Below are 16,141 nucleotides of genomic sequence, written 5' to 3' on the forward strand. Positions count from 1 at the left end.
GGGGCCACACAGCTTTTTAAACAATTAATTTTTAACTACAATAGTACCTGCAATCAAATCATGCAGTGCCTGCTTTTTCTCTGTAAAAGCCGCAATAATGAATCCTATCAATAAAATTCCTGACAGAATAGACATGGCCAGGTATCTGCCTAACGCTCTCCAGAAAGTAATTCGATTACCGTTAAGGTCAGTTACCTTTAAACCTAATAGCTTTTTCCCCACAGTTCCCTGCCACTTGGATGCATGCAAACCAGCGAAGTAAGCAAGCGCAATCACCAAATTGACAATGATCGTGATACCAGTTGCCCCTAAGTAGGAACCCATAAGGGCAAGCGCTTCAGCGTCAGTCATTTCGGATTCAAGATATGCAGGGTCGCTCATCATCATATTAAAGGAGTCAGATGCACCAAAGAAAATCATGAAAATAACGATTGTCAAAATAAACAGAGGGATTCCTACTATTATAGAATCAATTAAATAGGCCGCAAAACGAATCCAGAATCCCCCGTATTCCCTCGTGCTTTCATAGGGCTGCTTTTCTAATGTTGTCTCCACTTCATAACCTCCTGATTTTAATAAATTTCTAATCAAATACTAACTAGCAGTCTCAAAATTTTACTAATTACTATTTACTTATGTTAATGTCTAAATGAATTATATTCAACTATTTGTAAAATTTTACATGGTTTTTAATGAATGGCTCTGTTAAATTTGCCTGTTGAATTTTCTTTAAAACGTTTTCATCTTGACTTTTTTGTGAACATACTCACAATTGTATAGACACACTTTAATATGAGGCATACAATAGCTTTGTAAACGGCGAAATCGTTTTACATAATAATAAAAAGAGGTGCAATTAGGCATGAAAGGTACAGCAATCCTTTATCATGATGAAAATAAAGTGACGATTATTGAAAATGTTGAGCATTCGGTTTTTGAAGAATTAAAAGAGCAGTGCGGAGACAAACATTGTCAATGCAATCTTGAAAATAAAGTGATCGATTTTGGTGCGGTTTCTCCTATATTCTGGCATGAAGATGAAGTGGACTGGGATTACGGATATTAAAATAGAATATACTGCAAGCAAAGCCCTGATTTTATCATTCAGGGCTTTTTTAATTTTTGTCATTTGCAGTTAGAATAGCGGGCTGCAAAGTGATAGAATATAAATTATGATTACGAGAGGTGAACAAAATTGGAACATTTAATAAATGACAAAGTTAAAAACATAGAAGTCTCAGGGATTAGAAAGTTCTTTAACATGGTTGCCGATAAAAAAGATATGATTTCCCTTTCAATCGGGCAGCCCGATTTTCCGACGCCATTGCACGTAAAAGAGGCCGGAAAAAATGCCATCGACCAAGACTTTACATCCTATACGCACAATGCAGGTGACATACGCTTGCGCAAAGCTGCTGCTGCATTTGTATATGAAAAGTATAATCTTACCTATGCTCCCGAAACAGAGGTCATCGTTACATCCGGCGCAAGCGAAGCAATAGACATTGCATTCAGAACGATTTTAGAAGAAGGCTCAGAAGTCATATTGCCAGGGCCTGTTTACCCGGGATATGAACCAATTATAAAGCTATGCGGCGCCGTTCCTGTCTTTACGGATATTACGCTAAATAAATTCAGATTCACTGCTGATATTATAAAAAAGCAGATTACCGAGGACACACGCTGCATTGTATTGCCATACCCTTCGAATCCAACTGGAGTTAGCTTAACAATCGAAGAGCTACAGGAAATTGCATCCCTTGTTAAGGGGCGTGATATTTTTATCCTTGCAGACGAAATCTACAGCGAACTGATTTATGGTCAGCCCCATCACTCGATTGCTTCTTTATTGAGGGAGCAAACCATCGTCATTAACGGGTTATCCAAATCCCACTCAATGACAGGGTGGCGGATAGGACTTTTATTCGCACCAGAAAACGTAGCAAAGCATCTACTGAAAGTTCATCAATATAACGTGACATGTGCAGCTTCTGTATCGCAAATGGCTGCCCTGGAAGCATTGACATCAGGGAAAGATGACGCCCTTCCAATGAGACAGGAATATGCTGAGCGCCGCGAATACGTATACGACCGCTTAGTACAAATGGGTTTGGATGTCGTCAAACCAGACGGAGCATTTTACTTCTTCATTAAAATGCCCCCTGTTTCAATGACTTCTTTCGATTTCGCTTTATCACTTGTTGATAAAGCTGGTGTTGCCGTAGTTCCAGGAAGTGCGTTCTCCTCCTATGGTGAGGGCTATTTCCGCATATCATTTGCCTATTCTATGGAAACCCTGAAAGAAGGCATGGATCGGATTGAGCGATATTTGAAAGGGCTTAAGGAGTAGAGCTATCTGCTTGGACACCATACCTTCAGCCAAATAAAAAAGGCAAGCATCCCGCTGCTTGCCTTTTTCCGGTTATTTTCCTTTATATTGGCCGTTATTTTTTGGTGCTTTTTCTTTTTTTGCTTTATCTTTGTGGATTTTGTTTGTATCCGCGCTGCCGAATTCATGGGAGAACTCGGAGTCGATTACAGCGGAATCGAAGCCTTTTTTATTTTTTTGCTGAGGATCGTTTTTCTTTGTTCTTTTAGCCACATGCCTAACCCCCTTTTTCATCTTCATTGTTATTTTGAAGTGATTGTGGGGGCTTTATGCATGGACGCCTATTGCCAATGATTTCTTGGCGAATTTATTTATGCCAATATTTATATAATGCCTGTGTGCCGCTGTTTTCTTCACCTTTTTCCGCGAGCTGGGCATACATTTTTTTAGCAAGCGCAAGACCCGGTGTCATCATGCCCATTGCTTCCGCTTCCTGCAGGGCAATGTTCATATCCTTTATAAAGTGTTTTATATAAAAGCCCGGTTCGAAGTTGCCATCGATCATTCTTGGCGCAAGGTTGGTTAATGACCAGCTGCCTGCTGCTCCCGAAGATATGCTCTGAAGAACGGTTGCTGGGTTCAAACCGGCTTTTTCAGCGTAAACAACCGCTTCACAGACACCGATCATGTTTGAAGCAATCGCGATTTGGTTGCACATCTTTGTATGCTGACCGGAGCCAGCTTTACCTTGATATACAATATTTGTTCCGAGGAGATTAAATATTGGCTCGACTTCCAGGAAAGCTTCTCTGTCTCCGCCAACCATTATCGAAAGTTTGGCTTCTTTTGCCCCAATATCCCCGCCTGAAACAGGAGCATCCAAAGCTCGCATTCCTTTTTTGGCAGCTTCTTCATATAATCTTTTAGCGAGCGTTGGTGTTGAAGTCGTCATGTCAATTACATATGTATTTTCTTTTCCATTCGTTATAATTCCATTTCCACCCAGATACACTTCTTCCACGTCTGCAGGGTAACCGACAATGGTAATAATAACATTTGCTTTTTGGACAACCTCCAGTGGTGTTTCCGCCCATTCAGCCCCGCTCTCTAACAGATCTAATGCCTTTTCTTTGGTTCTGGTATAAACAACTAAAGGATATCCTGCCTTTAAAAGATGGCCCGCCATGCTTTTGCCCATTACCCCTGTTCCTACAAAGCCTACAACTGTATTTTCTGGTGAAATCATTGAGTGACCTCTCTCCTTAAAGTATCTGAATTTTTAATATTAATTCTAGCACTTCTTCTATCCTTTTAAAATAAAAAAGGTCTGTATACGACAAAAGACCAGGCAATTGCCCGGTCCATCCCCAATTTTATGCGCGTATTTTATAATACCCAAATTCGGCCAAAATAAACGCTTTTTTAATAAAGACTTTGTTAAACTTGCCTGTTGACAGCGAACCGTGGGCCAACTATAGCTGTGAAGAAAAGTTGTTCAAGAATGCTCGCGCGATCACTTCATCATCATTAATGATTTCTACCGAAACTGCATCTTCATTAACAATCATGTCTTCTATTTCAAAAACATGCAGGTCTTCATTTAAGGGAATGGGATTCATAAAAATAAAATTGCCCTTTTTATTGTTTACTTCAATATATTCCCCGTCAATGATCGTGTCTTCCCCATAAACGACTTCATCTGTCCCAAGTGCTGCTGCCAGCTTTTCATTATGTATTGATACTTTAACTTTGTATAACTCTTCTTCCGTAAGGATTTTATCATTAATTTTAAAGCGGAATTGCAGCTCATTGTTTTTGGTCAGTAAGGCTTCAGCGTGACTGTTGACTATGGATCGCTGCGTGTCCTTCATGCATCCTGAAAGCGTGAAAGTCAACAATGCGGTTAGAAGCAAAGTAAAACTCTTCTTTCTCATGTGAAATTCCTCCCTTTTTCATTACCTTTTCCTTTCTCCCCTGACAATAAACCCCAATTCTAAAAAAGAAAAAACTATTTTAGAGCTTTGCAAATTACAAAAATAAAAAGAGCCCTCGCTTAGGGCTCTTTAATGAAGTACTCGGGTTAAAAAGGAGCTTTGTTTTTCATATAATTCATTGGTATGCTTTTCCTTCAAGCTTATATATCGATCATGAAACAGAAAGCTGATTATCACCGTAATCATTTTCCATCTCTCCTTTTAATAAGTTATAAACTTATTATAGGAAAATTATTATCACTGGATAACAAACATAAGATGTGAATACGCTCATTCTTAAGTCTGATTTTATGCTTCATCCCGAGAAGGATTAAAAATAAACCGGCCTTTGACAGGCCGGTTTAAAAGGGGGGAAAATGAGAATGATCAGCTTACTTAAGTCTTACCTAAGTGCTTACTTCTTATTTACCCGGGAAACATAATTTAAAACTTTTATTTTATTTCAATTTTATTACAAATTAGTAGCCACTTTTACAGCTTGTACTACTTCTTCGGCTGTATTCATATGAAGCGCTTTTTCTGCTAGTGCTTCCATGTCCTTTTTGTTGAGGTGGCTGATTTGGGAACGCGCTTTTAAAATTGAAGTAGCACTCATTGAGAACTCATCAAGCCCCAATCCTAAAAGCAATGGGATTGCAGTTTCGTCTCCAGCCATTTCCCCGCACATGCCTGCCCATTTTCCTTCTTTATGAGCTGCGTCGATTACCATTTTAACCAATCGCAGAATAGCTGGATTATATGGCTGATAAAGGTACGATACTCGCTCATTCATCCGGTCTGCAGCCATGGTGTATTGAATCAAATCATTTGTTCCAACACTGAAGAAATCGACTTCTTTTGCAAATTGCTCAGCCATAACTGCAGTTGAAGGGATCTCGACCATAATTCCAATTTCAATATGGTCTGCAACCTTTGTTCCTTCGCTTACAAGCTTTTGCTTTTCTTCTTCAAGGATTGCCTTTCCTTCGCGGAATTCATCAAGTGTAGCAATCATCGGGAACATAATTTTCAGGTTTCCATAAGAGCTGGCTCTTAACAAAGCTCTTAATTGAGTCCGGAAAATATCCTGTTCCTCAAGACATAAGCGGATTGCACGGAACCCAAGGAAAGGGTTCATTTCCTTTGGAAGATTTAAATATGGAAGTTCTTTGTCTCCGCCAATATCCAAAGTACGGACAACAACCGGTTTCCCTTCCATTCCTTCGAGGACAGCTTTATATGATTCGAACTGCTCCTCTTCAGTTGGAAGCTGGTCTCTTCCCATATATAAAAATTCCGTACGGTAAAGGCCGATGCCTTCTCCGCCATTTTCAATTACACCTTTAAGATCTTTAGGAGTACCAATGTTAGCTGCCAATTCAACATGGTGGCCATCAGCAGAAACTGATTTTTCATTTACCAGCTTGGCCCACTCAGCCTTTTGCTCCTCGAACTTTCGGTGTTCTTCTTTATATTCGGCTACTGCCTCTGGGGTAGGATTAATATGTACAAGGCCTTTTAATCCATCCACAATGACTAAGTCGCCATTTTTAATTTGCTTCGTTGATTCCTTAGTGCCTACAACGGCTGGGATTTCCATGGAACGGGCCATGATGGCAGAGTGAGAAGTTCTGCCTCCAATATCAGTTGTAAACCCTTTAACAAATTGGCGGTTTAACTGAGCCGTATCAGAAGGAGTCAAGTCTTCAGCAATAATGATTACTTCTTCCGCAATCATGCTTGGATTGGCAATCTGGACGCCAAGCAAATGGGAAAGTACACGTTTGGTTACGTCACGGATATCCGCAGCACGTTCCTTCATGTATTCATTGTCCATTTGTTCAAACATGGTTATGAACATATCTGCTGTATCTTTTAATGCAGATTCTGCATTAACTTTGTCTGTTTTGATTTTATCTTCAATAGGCGAGATTAGTTCCGGATCACTCAGAACAAGCAGGTGAGCATCAAAAATAGCCGCTTTATCGGCGCCAAGCTCTTTATGGGCGTTATCGCGGATTACTTCCAGTTCACCTTTTGATGCAGTTAGTGCAGCCTGAAAGCGTTCAACCTCCTGTGCAGCATCTTCTACTGTTTTTTTTCCAAAAGATAGATCCGGTTCAACCAAACGGTATGCTTTGGCTATAGCGATACCGCTTGATGCCGCAATTCCATTTAAAAAGCTCATTATTCAGCCAAACCTTCTTTTTTCAATGTTTCTTCAAGGCTGTTAAGTGCATCCTGCTCATCGTTTCCTTCTGCAATGATAGTGATATCAGCACCTTGTCCAACGCCTAAAGACATAACACCCATGATTGATTTTAAGTTTACTTTCTTTTCTTTGTACTCAAGATGAATTTCAGAATCAAACTTGCTTGCAGCTTGTACAAGCATTGTAGCCGGACGAGCGTGAATTCCTGTTTCTGTACTTTGAATTGTTTTTGAACCATATTGGATCAATCTCCTTCTTTTAAAAATAAATTTTAATTAAGTTAAGATGTGCAAGGCGTTGCCCCACTAACTTAAAAAGCGCGGAACCGGAAAAATATTTGTGAAAACAGCAGCAGGAAGAAAATATTAAAATCATGCCGGGATGTTTCTGTCCTATATGCTGTTTTATTTTTTCCAATGGCCATTTATTCATGTATATAGGTTGTTCAAAAAGTCCGGGAAAAATAGCAGTCGAATCTCTTCATCAGCTTTGCTTATTTGTTCCTTGAAAAAGAAGAACTTTTTCTGGGTGCGATCTTTGCTCGTAGAAGCTTTCCTTTGTGCTCTAATCTGCGCTTTCAGCTTTTTTTTCTTTTTTTTGAACAAGTCCTATTTATTATCGGGAAATTTTCCCGGCAAATATTTAAGTCATCAGACAACTTACATCTCAGACAAAAGAATAGCATTTCACATACATTTAGACAATGAAAAAACTCTAATTTTTCGCGTTTGTTCACACTTTTTTCAGTTAAACGCTTTCATTTTCCAATCATTTCATTTCTTTTTGTATATACCATAATCCACTAAATCCCATCTAGTTTCTTTTCACCATAATGGGACGATATTTATTCCGCTTCCGCAAAATTTTCGCTTTTTCTTTATAGTGCAGAATGTTGTAGCTTACTCTCATTTTTGAAACGGTTCCTTTCAGGGCTGTTGCATGGTCTTCTTCTTGGCCGGTATAAATGTTCACAAGACCGGCAACCGAGCGTGCCAGCATTTCGATCACATTTTTTAAGTCTTCCGGGTTATAAGCAATATTGTCTTCCATCAACTGTTCCAATATATCATCAGATAGGCATTTCACTCTGTTCGCTTTTTCTTTTTCCAGATTCATTTTTCATCCCGCCCCTTTTTAATTGATGCTTCAAATATATGCGGGGGAATAGAGTGAAATGCTGTAAGAGAGAATTCTTCCTTTTACTTTCCTTCAGGTAAAAATTGCGCATCTTGATTAAAGAAGGTTTTATAAGCAAAAAGAATAAAGATAATCACGGATAGCCCTACACTTCCTAGAATGCCAAGCAAAATAACGATTTGATATTCAATTGCCAATAATGGACTCACTCCTGAAAGGATTTGCCCTGTCATCATTCCAGGCAAAAAGATAATGCCCATCCCCAGCATGTTATTGATAGTCGGCAAAACAGCTGAATCAAAGGCATGGTTAACATATGGCTTTACCGCTGCTTTTGGATTAGCACCAAGCATTAATGCACCTTCAATCATATCCCGCTGGTTTTTAAAGGACTGCAAAAGTTCCTTTACACTCAGTGTGATACCGGTCATCGAATTGCCAATAATCATGCCGGCAATTGGAATAAAGTATCGTGGGTCATACCACGGTTCAAAGTTGATAACCACAAAGTTAAAAAAGAGAAGGCAAAACATTGTGCCAGTAACCATGGAAGTAGCTATTGTTTTTTTAAGGCTGCCTGGAAGGGGCGTACCTGCCTGCTTATAGATGGTATAAATCGCAAAGCCCTCCATAATAATGATTACAGCCATGGTTAATGCAGGGCTGGAAAAATCAAAAAGATAGGTTAGAACATAGCCCGCAATCACAAGCTGGAGCGTCATACGGAAGGTAGCAATTATGAGTTTTTTCTCACGTGCTATTCCTCTCATCTTAAAAATAAAAATGAGAAAAAGGACGAAGATATAAGCTGAGATTAGCCTCCAAAGTTCTATATCTATGATCCCGCTGTTTTCCATAGCTGCCCCCTATTTAAATTTTTTCATTCTCCTGCAGCTGAAGCAGATCGATCAATTCCTCCCCAAAATGATCGATTGCTTTCTTTGAGTGGGTAATCATAATAATAGAAGCATGCTTTTCCTTAACTTCTGTTATAAAGTTCCCCAAAACCTTTAGTTCTGTTTCTTCATCCAATGCGGAAGTCGGCTCATCGAGCAGGTAAGCTTCAGCGTCCAGCAGGAGAACCCTTGCCAGTGCCAATCGCTGCTTCTCTCCGCCTGAAAGATTACCGGAATCTTCATTAAGTTCCTTTTCCAGCTGCATTTTATGTAAAGCCTGCTCAAGTACCTTATCCCCCACCGGATCCTTCTCAGTCAACTTAAATCCAATATGCAGATTTTCTTTTATCGTGCCGGGAAAAATTAATGGAGTTTGCGATAGCATTATTACCTTTCTTCTAAGTTGGATGGAATCTATCTCTGCTAATGAAGTACCTTTGTAATAAATCTCACCTTTATCAGGGGAAAGCATTTTATTCATCATTTTTAGCAATGTGGATTTTCCAGCACCGCTCTCTCCCATAATACAAGTTACCCTTCCAGCGTTGAGCTCAAGATAAGGAAGGTTAAGGATGTCTCCATAGCACAGTTTTTTTATTGCAAATAACAAATTTCCAGTCATAGACATCTCCTTTTCCACTCCCCTTTACCCAATATAATATCCACTTAATCAAAATAGCTATGTATCATAATGCCTATCAAAAAAAACAAAACCTATTCCCATAATGAGGAAAGGCTTTACTGGTCTATTTTTCATGTATTTTTCTGTGAATCTGTTCGCCACAAGTTTTCCAATTCATAAATTTCCTTCCGAATTATTAGTCGTTTCAAAAGTACTTTTTTAATTGCATAATTTCTTTTAAGTGGTATGATTTTACTAAATAATTTCTCTTATTACAATAACTTCATTATTTGAAACAGGTGATTACTAATGAGATATAAAAGGGAAGAAGCCTTTCGATTTCAATTTAGGACTCCGCTGGAGGGTAAAGTGAAAATTGTTCATTTAAATGGTAAGAAACAAGAAACCCCAAGCTTTCCTGCAGCCATTATGGATATCAGCCCAAACGGAACCAAGTTTAAATCTCCTATGGACCTATCCATTGGTGAAAACCAATACCTCATAGAAATTAATTTTAACTTAAATGCAAAAACGATCAGAATGCTTGGTGAGCCAGTCTGGAAAAAGGCTGCCGGCTCCGAAGCTATTTATGGTTTTAGCGGTCTTGAGGATGAACAAACCCGCCGCGAGATTATCCAGACATTGAAAGAATACTCAAAAAAATTATACCACGATTTAAAAACGAAACAGTAAAATGCCCCCAGAATGGATATCTCCCAAATAATAAATACGCCCTGCTTATTCGCCAGGGCGTATTTTTTATATTCTAGGCAGCTTTTAAATTTTTCAGGATGTTCCAAACGAATACGAATATTCCAAAAGCCGTAATAGTAGCTCCGATGGCAGTTCCCGGCAGAAAGGCATTATTTCCTGATACAAGGACCAATGCAAGTGAAAGCATCATAATTGGAAGCCCGATATTGTGGAGCCAAAAATGCCATTTCCCTGCATTGTTTCCAGCCAAAGCAGGAAACAAATAATAAAGGATACCTGCTAGAGTCAGAGATGTCCAGCCAAGTAAATTAATATGGACATGGACAGGCGCTAATAAATAGGAATGAGTACTCGACATATAATAACCCAGCAGGACACCAACCGCAAAATACACAGATGAAATCTTAATCATGGTAACTCCCATACGATCCCCTCCCTCCTCTAAATGCATGAAAGCACTTAAAGAATATGAGTAAAAGGAACCATTTAGAACAGGGAGCTTGTTAGTATTTTCATCTTATTATTATTTTTTCACGTTATCTTTACAAGAGATTTATAGTCTCTTAAAGAAGTTTGTTTACTCTTGTTAAAAAGGGCAGGAGGAGAGCAGATGTTTTTTCAAATTCTTTTATGCATTCTTTTTATTTGTGCGGTTTTTCTGCTAAATATTGTCTTGCTGCGCAAGTAGCCTGATTAATGTTCATAAATCATTTTTTTCGTCATTCCACCATCAACTGTGATATTTTCTCCTGTTATAAAATCATTTTCTGGATCAGCTAAAAATAAACAGGTTCTGGCTATGTCTTCAGGCTTCCCTACTCTATTGGCAAGATGCTGTTTATGGTCAATCTCCCTTAGCTTTTCATAATCTTCTGTTTCAATCCATCCGGGACTAATGCAATTTACCCGGATTCCTTTTTCTCCAAGTGTTCTTGCCAAAGCATGGGTAATGGCCGATATCCCGCCCTTTGAAGCAGAATAGGCTTCCGTATTGCTTTCTGACATCTCTGCTCTTGTGGAAGAAATATTGATAATGCATGAGCCTGCATTCATTTTTTTTGCTGCTTCCCTGCTGCACAGAAAGACACTTCTTAGATTTGTATTGATTACTTCATCCCACATCTCCACTGTCATATCAAAAAAAGCATGAAACTTCGAAATTCCTGCATTGTTTATTAGGATATCAATCGAACCAAAAGCTTCACGCGACTTAGCCATCAATCTGGATATTTCAGTTTCATCTTTTACATCAGCTTTAATGAAAAGGCAGGAATTCCCTTGCTGCTTCATACTTTCTTCAAGCCTTTTACCTTTCCCCTCATTGATATCTGCGATGACGACATTCGCCTCTTTTTTGGCGAACGCTTCAGCAATCCCTTGGCCGATCCCATTTGCAGCCCCAGTCACAATGACGGTCTTCCCATTATAATTGCTCATTTTGCCACTTCTCCTTCATGTTCATTTATATTGCATTTATACCCCAAACCAATAACCATCTATTCCATTATCAATGAAGGAATAAATAAAAGGCACTTGAGATGCTCAAGTGCCTTTTTAGTACAGTTTTTATTTAGCAAATCTATGTTTTCCAATAACGGTCGTTACTTCTCGGGAAAAAATCCATTTGCTTGTGCTGGTTTGCGGATTGTAAAAGAATAAGGACCCTTTTCCTTTTCCTCTGAAAGCAAGCGCCTCATTCACCGCTTTCATTGCTTCACTGTCAGCTGGGCGGTTGATTTCCCCGTTAGCTACCGGTGTAAAAGCATAATAGCCATTTGATACCTGGTAGATTACTTCTTTAACAGAGCCAGGAAAATCAGGTGAATCCACTCTGTTTAGCACAACTGTCGCAACAGCAACTTTGCCTGCATACGACTCTCCTTTTGCTTCAGCATGAACAAGCTGTGCCAGCAGATTTTTTTCAGCCTGTGTAATTGTCGCCGGAAGCTTAATAGACTGGCCTGGATAAATCATATGGGAGTTCAGTTTGTTAAGAGTCATTACCTTAGAAATTGGCACACCATAATGGCTGCTTATTTTCCATAGAGTATCCCCCTTAGTTACGTTATATACACTTGCAAAAGCCTCTCCCTGGAATGCAAATAGACTTGTGCCCACAAGCAATGCAGCGGCCGCTTTTTTTAACTGTTTCTTCATATGTATTCCTCCTGATAGAATTCTATACTATCAGGCTACCAGCTAACAAACCCTATATCATTAGGTAATTAATGGTCCCGTTTGCAGAACCTTCAAACATCTGGAAAAATATATTCATTACCCGTATTAAAACATTGCCAAACATAAAGGTTTAACTCCGCGGGGATTCTAAATATTGGTACACTGCATGACCGCCTCTTTGGGCTATTCCGCGGAAATGTTTGAAATCCTCCCGCTTTACGAGCACACTCCGAAATGGAAGAAAATCCTCTTTGGAAACATAGAATTCCGAAATGACTCCTTCTTTTAATTGGTCTAAAACTTCCTGTACGTTTTCTTCTTTCATGACATTAACTCCTTCTGTCTCTTCCTATTTTTATATGATATATAATTTGCTTTGATTTTTAAAGGGAGAAAAATGAAATACATTAACCACCTATTTTTTCTGAATATTTAATAATTTTAATGTACAATAATTATTAATCTGGTATAATATTACCAACCTGATAACTAAATTTGTTTTTTCAGAAAACAATACACCAAATAAATTCAAAATTCTTTACGCTTTTTACAAGATAGTGCAAACTGTTATTAATCAGCTAAAGAAAAGGACAAAAAAAGGAGAGATGGTCTTTGAAGAAAGCAGAGGTTGGCAATATTATAGAATTTCGAGATGGATTACAGGGGATTGTGGAGAAAGTAAATGAAAATTCCGTGATAGTAGACTTAACTTATATGGACAACTACCGTGATCTCGAATTAGATCAAAGAACGGTTATAAATCATAAAAACTATAGAGTTGTAAAGGAATCTGCCGTATAAAAACAAAAAATGAAAGCGCATTCCTCGAGAAGCACATTCAAAAAAAGCAGCTGGCTTGCTGCTTTTTTATTTTTGCATTGAATCTGATTCAAGGAAATTCTCTTCTAAATAAGATTCTGCTACTATCCATAGTATCAGGATGCAGCCTGACTGTTCTACTATTAAGAGTCGGGAAATCATGCGGACAAAAGGCCCCCCAAGCGGGTGGCCTTAAATGACTATTCCTTCTCCCCTGAAAGTTCTTTCAATGATTTCACTTTTCCGTGAGGATGCTGATCTTGTTTCCTCACAGTCCAGGCACGTTCCTTCTCTCTTTTAGATTTTGTCATTGAGTGATTCCCCCCTTTCTCATAACCATAGGATAAGCATTACTAGGTTATTTTATATTTATAGGTCTCAAGAAATCTTTTCCTTACTTTTTATTATCTACTTTTGCTAAAATAGGGTTTAGCTATTTTTTGCTTGAAAGGGGTTATAACATTGAAAAATATTGCCTCAGATGTTCGTTTCATGGGCGGATTATTTTTAGCGCATCTGCTTATGTATTTTACATTTCAGGATAAATCTATTTTTTGGTATATATTCTCTGCCTCGCTTTTATTCCTTATTAGCTATTCCATTACAATGGAAGAAATTGAGGATAAGGCTTCATTTGGAACTATTATTACATATGGAGCTCTTTCAGGTGGTTTTTTGTATGTGTTTTTTTGGCTTGGATACAGCTTAATTGACTTACTTAATTTGCCCTTCTTAAATCAAGTTAACACACTTTATGGACGTTTTTCACCTTCACTTCTTTGGCATTATATTGTATTGATATTGATCATTATTCCCGGTGAGGAAATTTTTTGGAGAGGGTTTGTACAAAAAAGATTAATGAAGCATACAAATATTGCACTCTCAATTGTTTTTTCGACTCTCCTCTATGCTTCCGTCCATTTTTATTCCGGATATTGGATGCTTGCTTTCGCCGCGCTCATTGCAGGTATATTTTGGGGATGGCTGTATGCCTGGAAGAGAAGCATTCCGCTTGTGATTGTGTCCCATCTTATTTTTGACTTATTTATGTTTATAATTTTGCCGTTTAAATAAATATTTTTAACTTAAGGACAACCCAGTTTGCGGGTTGTTTTTTTAAAGAAACAGCTTCTGTTGAGTCTTGTCGATACTTAGCAGAAATGGTAATGTACTAATTAATAGGAATATTTATGTAACCCTTTAATTCCCTTTCCGTCTAATTATGTAGAAGTGCTTCAAGTGAACAATGGGAGGAACAAAAAATGAGATTAATGGCGAAATTTATGTTACTGTCGGGATTTATTGCGGCTATTCTTGCCGGCTGCGGTACTGACCAAAATGCCGGGAACGGAGCTGAACCTGTTCAAAATGAGGAAAAGGCAGCAAGTGGAAAGGATGAAGCTGAAGTAGAGGATGCAATCGAAGAGGAAACCTCTGAACAAGGCGATAACGTTATTAGGATTCTCGAGCAGAATATGAGCTATACAGTCAATGGAGAAACAAAGGAAGATACAGCTTTCCTTAAGCATAGTGACAATCAAAACTACTCTATGTATGTTCTTCCTGGTTATGAACTGACAGCAGAGGAGCCAAATAAAGATGTCCTATACTTTACGGAAAATGACGAAGTGTACATGCGCATAGAGATTCTTCCTGATGATGCTGACTGGAGCATGATTGAAGAAAATACAAAGGCACAATTAGGTGCTGTAAGCGAAGACGTGCAAAGTGCAAAAGCGCCCGCCGATGAATTTTTTAAAGACGCAACGGTCATGAAGGCAGAACAAAATGGCGAAAAAGTTAAAGCGTATCTTATTAAAAAGGATGAGCTTGCCCTTAAGCTGACCCTTTTCACAAAGGAAGAAGCTGACCATGAAGAGGCTTTCCTTCAAATGGCAAAGACGATTATGAAAGAGGAACCGATAAAATAAGAGACAGATTTAGAGATCCGGACAAAGCCGGATCTCTTTTACATTCAGGCTTTGTTAAAGCCCACGGTTGATTTTAGCGCCATGTTGTTTGGAGCAGAAATCAACATTTTTCATTTCCATCAAATGGCTTCATCCATAAAAGAACAATGAATGTTAAACTAACATACCCAAATATAGGATATAAGTAAGATAGCAATGTTCCATAATTAATCAGGCTTATAAAGTAGCAAATAACAAAAATGGCGCTGACAATTACAATACTCGGCAGAGAAATATACTTCTTGATTTGTCTTTCGATCCCGAAAACATTACCAATTACGGATGTGAAAATTTCACCATAAATCACAAAAACAAATATCCAGTAAATAGAGGATGCCAATGTTTTTACAATCGCGGCCATTGGGATGTCATATGCTTCGATGTTCGGGAGCATGACAAGAGTTAAATGGCTTGAAATAAGGATTAGGGTTAAGGCTGCTCCCCCTAGATATCCGCCCCATTTAATTGTGCGGTCATCATTTATTTCTGACGCGACAGGGACTAAAACAGCCTGTGCAAGTGTCAGATTTAACGCAGTATAAGAAAAAGGCGCGACAACCGCTTTCCATCCATCTTCAGCAAAAGGGATAAACATGACCTGTTCCGTAAAATTCGGAAGCTTCATACTGATAAACATCAAAATAAAACTAAACGCGATCATCATCGGAACAACAAAGGTGTTCACCGCAAATAATCCGCGTATGCCCACTATCATTGTAATGATCGTTAACCCTATTGTAATGAAAAGGCCTGCTATTTTGCTGATTCCAATCTGCTCTTCAAAAACTGCTCCAGCTCCAGACAGCATGACTGCACAAACGCCCAAAAGCATAAATAACATCAATATATTAATGGCAGATCCAAAAAACTTGCCAAAAAGGTATTCATTTAATTCCTGATATGACGCAGCTTTTATACGGGCGGAGATTCGCATTAATTTTGATCCCAGAAAAATAAAAATATAGCCGCTCATTAAGATGCCTACTAAGCCGATAAAACCAAATCGGGAAAAAAACTCCACAATCTCTCTTCCAGTTGCAAAGCCCGCTCCCACCACGGTTCCCACGTAAACGGCAGCAATCTGAAAAGCCGCCCCCCAGTTTGTTCTCACTCAATCTCCTCCTTCCTTTCCAATATATGAAGGGCGGGACAAACAAAGACGAGCTTTTTCCAATAAATGCTGAAAACCTTGTCAAGTAAGGAAAAAAACATTTCAAAAAAATACCAGTTAAAAATACTTGAAAGTCAAAAAAGGTCAAAATATAATAAAGTTATAAAGTCAAAGATAGTC

General features: G+C 38.6%; 20 protein-coding genes and 1 pseudogene. 6 read left to right on the forward strand and 15 right to left on the reverse strand.

Going from position 1 to position 16,141, the window contains the following annotated elements; all coding sequences use genetic code 11:
* Positions 1–24: 24 nt before the first annotated feature.
* Positions 25–555 (reverse strand): RDD family protein, encoded by a 531-nt coding sequence (locus AC3ZVC_RS22185; protein WP_490065260.1) that lies wholly within the window; start codon positions 553–555, stop codon positions 25–27.
* A 307-nt stretch (positions 556–862) separates the two neighbouring features.
* Here AC3ZVC_RS22185 and AC3ZVC_RS22190 point away from each other — a divergent pair, with 307 nt between their 5' ends.
* Both AC3ZVC_RS22190 and AC3ZVC_RS22195 read left to right on the forward strand, forming a co-directional pair.
* On the forward strand, positions 863–1,066 hold the full coding sequence (locus AC3ZVC_RS22190; protein ID WP_214724464.1) for a hypothetical protein: 204 nt from the start codon (positions 863–865) through the stop codon (positions 1,064–1,066).
* A gap of 129 nt (positions 1,067–1,195) precedes the next feature.
* On the forward strand, positions 1,196–2,350 hold the full coding sequence (locus AC3ZVC_RS22195; RefSeq protein ID WP_490065261.1) for an aminotransferase A: 1,155 nt from the start codon (positions 1,196–1,198) through the stop codon (positions 2,348–2,350).
* Positions 2,351–2,422: 72 nt separating this feature from the next.
* Here AC3ZVC_RS22195 and AC3ZVC_RS22200 read toward each other — a convergent pair whose 3' ends face one another.
* The 8 genes and pseudogenes from AC3ZVC_RS22200 to AC3ZVC_RS22235 form a co-directional block, all read right to left on the reverse strand.
* Positions 2,423–2,602, reverse strand: a complete 180-nt coding sequence (locus AC3ZVC_RS22200) for a hypothetical protein (RefSeq protein ID WP_490065262.1) — start codon at positions 2,600–2,602, stop codon at positions 2,423–2,425.
* Positions 2,603–2,696: 94 nt separating this feature from the next.
* Positions 2,697–3,575: an NAD(P)-dependent oxidoreductase gene (locus tag AC3ZVC_RS22205; protein WP_490065263.1), complete on the reverse strand. Its 879-nt coding sequence runs from the start codon at positions 3,573–3,575 to the stop codon at positions 2,697–2,699.
* Between the two features lie 226 nt (positions 3,576–3,801).
* The gene (locus AC3ZVC_RS22210) at positions 3,802–4,263 is read right to left on the reverse strand and encodes a hypothetical protein (RefSeq protein WP_490065264.1); all 462 of its coding nucleotides are present in this window, start codon (positions 4,261–4,263) and stop codon (positions 3,802–3,804) included.
* 511 nt (positions 4,264–4,774) lie between these two features.
* A complete protein-coding gene (ptsP, locus tag AC3ZVC_RS22215; RefSeq protein WP_490065265.1) occupies positions 4,775–6,490 on the reverse strand; it encodes a phosphoenolpyruvate--protein phosphotransferase in 1,716 nt (571 codons plus the stop codon).
* A pseudogene (locus AC3ZVC_RS22220) lies at positions 6,490–6,752 on the reverse strand (phosphocarrier protein HPr). Before AC3ZVC_RS22220 ends, ptsP begins: the two are co-directional and overlap by 1 nt.
* Positions 6,753–7,327: 575 nt before the next feature.
* Positions 7,328–7,630, reverse strand: a complete 303-nt coding sequence (locus AC3ZVC_RS22225; RefSeq protein ID WP_490065266.1) for a hypothetical protein — start codon at positions 7,628–7,630, stop codon at positions 7,328–7,330.
* Between the two features lie 83 nt (positions 7,631–7,713).
* Positions 7,714–8,508 (reverse strand): ABC transporter permease, encoded by a 795-nt coding sequence (locus tag AC3ZVC_RS22230; RefSeq protein ID WP_490065267.1) that lies wholly within the window; start codon positions 8,506–8,508, stop codon positions 7,714–7,716.
* Between the two features lie 13 nt (positions 8,509–8,521).
* Positions 8,522–9,169, reverse strand: coding sequence for an ABC transporter ATP-binding protein (locus tag AC3ZVC_RS22235; protein WP_490065268.1), 648 nt, complete (start codon positions 9,167–9,169; stop codon positions 8,522–8,524).
* Positions 9,170–9,478: 309 nt separating this feature from the next.
* On the opposite strand from AC3ZVC_RS22235, the gene AC3ZVC_RS22240 reads away from it, so the two are divergent.
* Complete coding sequence (locus AC3ZVC_RS22240) at positions 9,479–9,862, forward strand: PilZ domain-containing protein (protein WP_490065269.1); 384 nt, start codon at positions 9,479–9,481, stop codon at positions 9,860–9,862.
* Between the two features lie 73 nt (positions 9,863–9,935).
* On the opposite strand, the gene AC3ZVC_RS22245 is transcribed toward AC3ZVC_RS22240, so the two are convergent.
* The 4 genes from AC3ZVC_RS22245 to AC3ZVC_RS22260 all read right to left on the reverse strand — a co-directional run bounded on the left by AC3ZVC_RS22245 (position 9,936) and on the right by AC3ZVC_RS22260 (position 12,386).
* The gene (locus AC3ZVC_RS22245) at positions 9,936–10,307 is read right to left on the reverse strand and encodes a cytochrome-c oxidase (RefSeq protein WP_490065270.1); all 372 of its coding nucleotides are present in this window, start codon (positions 10,305–10,307) and stop codon (positions 9,936–9,938) included.
* 269 nt (positions 10,308–10,576) lie between these two features.
* Positions 10,577–11,320, reverse strand: a complete 744-nt coding sequence (locus tag AC3ZVC_RS22250; RefSeq protein WP_490065271.1) for an SDR family NAD(P)-dependent oxidoreductase — start codon at positions 11,318–11,320, stop codon at positions 10,577–10,579.
* Between the two features lie 129 nt (positions 11,321–11,449).
* A complete protein-coding gene (locus tag AC3ZVC_RS22255; RefSeq protein WP_490065272.1) occupies positions 11,450–12,040 on the reverse strand; it encodes a cell wall hydrolase in 591 nt (196 codons plus the stop codon).
* A 151-nt stretch (positions 12,041–12,191) separates the two neighbouring features.
* Positions 12,192–12,386 (reverse strand): hypothetical protein, encoded by a 195-nt coding sequence (locus AC3ZVC_RS22260; RefSeq protein WP_490065273.1) that lies wholly within the window; start codon positions 12,384–12,386, stop codon positions 12,192–12,194.
* A gap of 287 nt (positions 12,387–12,673) precedes the next feature.
* Here AC3ZVC_RS22260 and AC3ZVC_RS22265 point away from each other — a divergent pair, with 287 nt between their 5' ends.
* The gene (locus AC3ZVC_RS22265) at positions 12,674–12,862 is read left to right on the forward strand and encodes a YkvS family protein (protein WP_490065274.1); all 189 of its coding nucleotides are present in this window, start codon (positions 12,674–12,676) and stop codon (positions 12,860–12,862) included.
* Between the two features lie 218 nt (positions 12,863–13,080).
* Here the strand turns inward: AC3ZVC_RS22265 and AC3ZVC_RS22270 are convergent, their stop codons facing one another.
* Positions 13,081–13,191 carry a DUF6254 family protein gene (locus AC3ZVC_RS22270; protein ID WP_019381647.1) on the reverse strand — a complete coding sequence of 37 codons (111 nt, stop codon included), beginning with the start codon at positions 13,189–13,191 and terminating at the stop codon, positions 13,081–13,083.
* A 151-nt stretch (positions 13,192–13,342) separates the two neighbouring features.
* Between AC3ZVC_RS22270 and AC3ZVC_RS22275 the strand changes: the two genes are divergently transcribed.
* Together AC3ZVC_RS22275 and AC3ZVC_RS22280 are read left to right on the forward strand one after the other, a co-directional pair.
* Positions 13,343–13,954 (forward strand): CPBP family intramembrane glutamic endopeptidase, encoded by a 612-nt coding sequence (locus AC3ZVC_RS22275; RefSeq protein ID WP_490065275.1) that lies wholly within the window; start codon positions 13,343–13,345, stop codon positions 13,952–13,954.
* 188 nt (positions 13,955–14,142) lie between these two features.
* On the forward strand, positions 14,143–14,811 hold the full coding sequence (locus tag AC3ZVC_RS22280) for a DUF8580 domain-containing lipoprotein (RefSeq protein WP_490065276.1): 669 nt from the start codon (positions 14,143–14,145) through the stop codon (positions 14,809–14,811).
* A 100-nt stretch (positions 14,812–14,911) separates the two neighbouring features.
* Here the strand turns inward: AC3ZVC_RS22280 and AC3ZVC_RS22285 are convergent, their stop codons facing one another.
* Positions 14,912–15,961: a YkvI family membrane protein gene (locus tag AC3ZVC_RS22285; protein ID WP_490065277.1), complete on the reverse strand. Its 1,050-nt coding sequence runs from the start codon at positions 15,959–15,961 to the stop codon at positions 14,912–14,914.
* Between the last annotated feature and the right edge of the window lie 180 nt (positions 15,962–16,141).

This window comes from Cytobacillus sp. C11.1 (assembly GCF_058145115.1).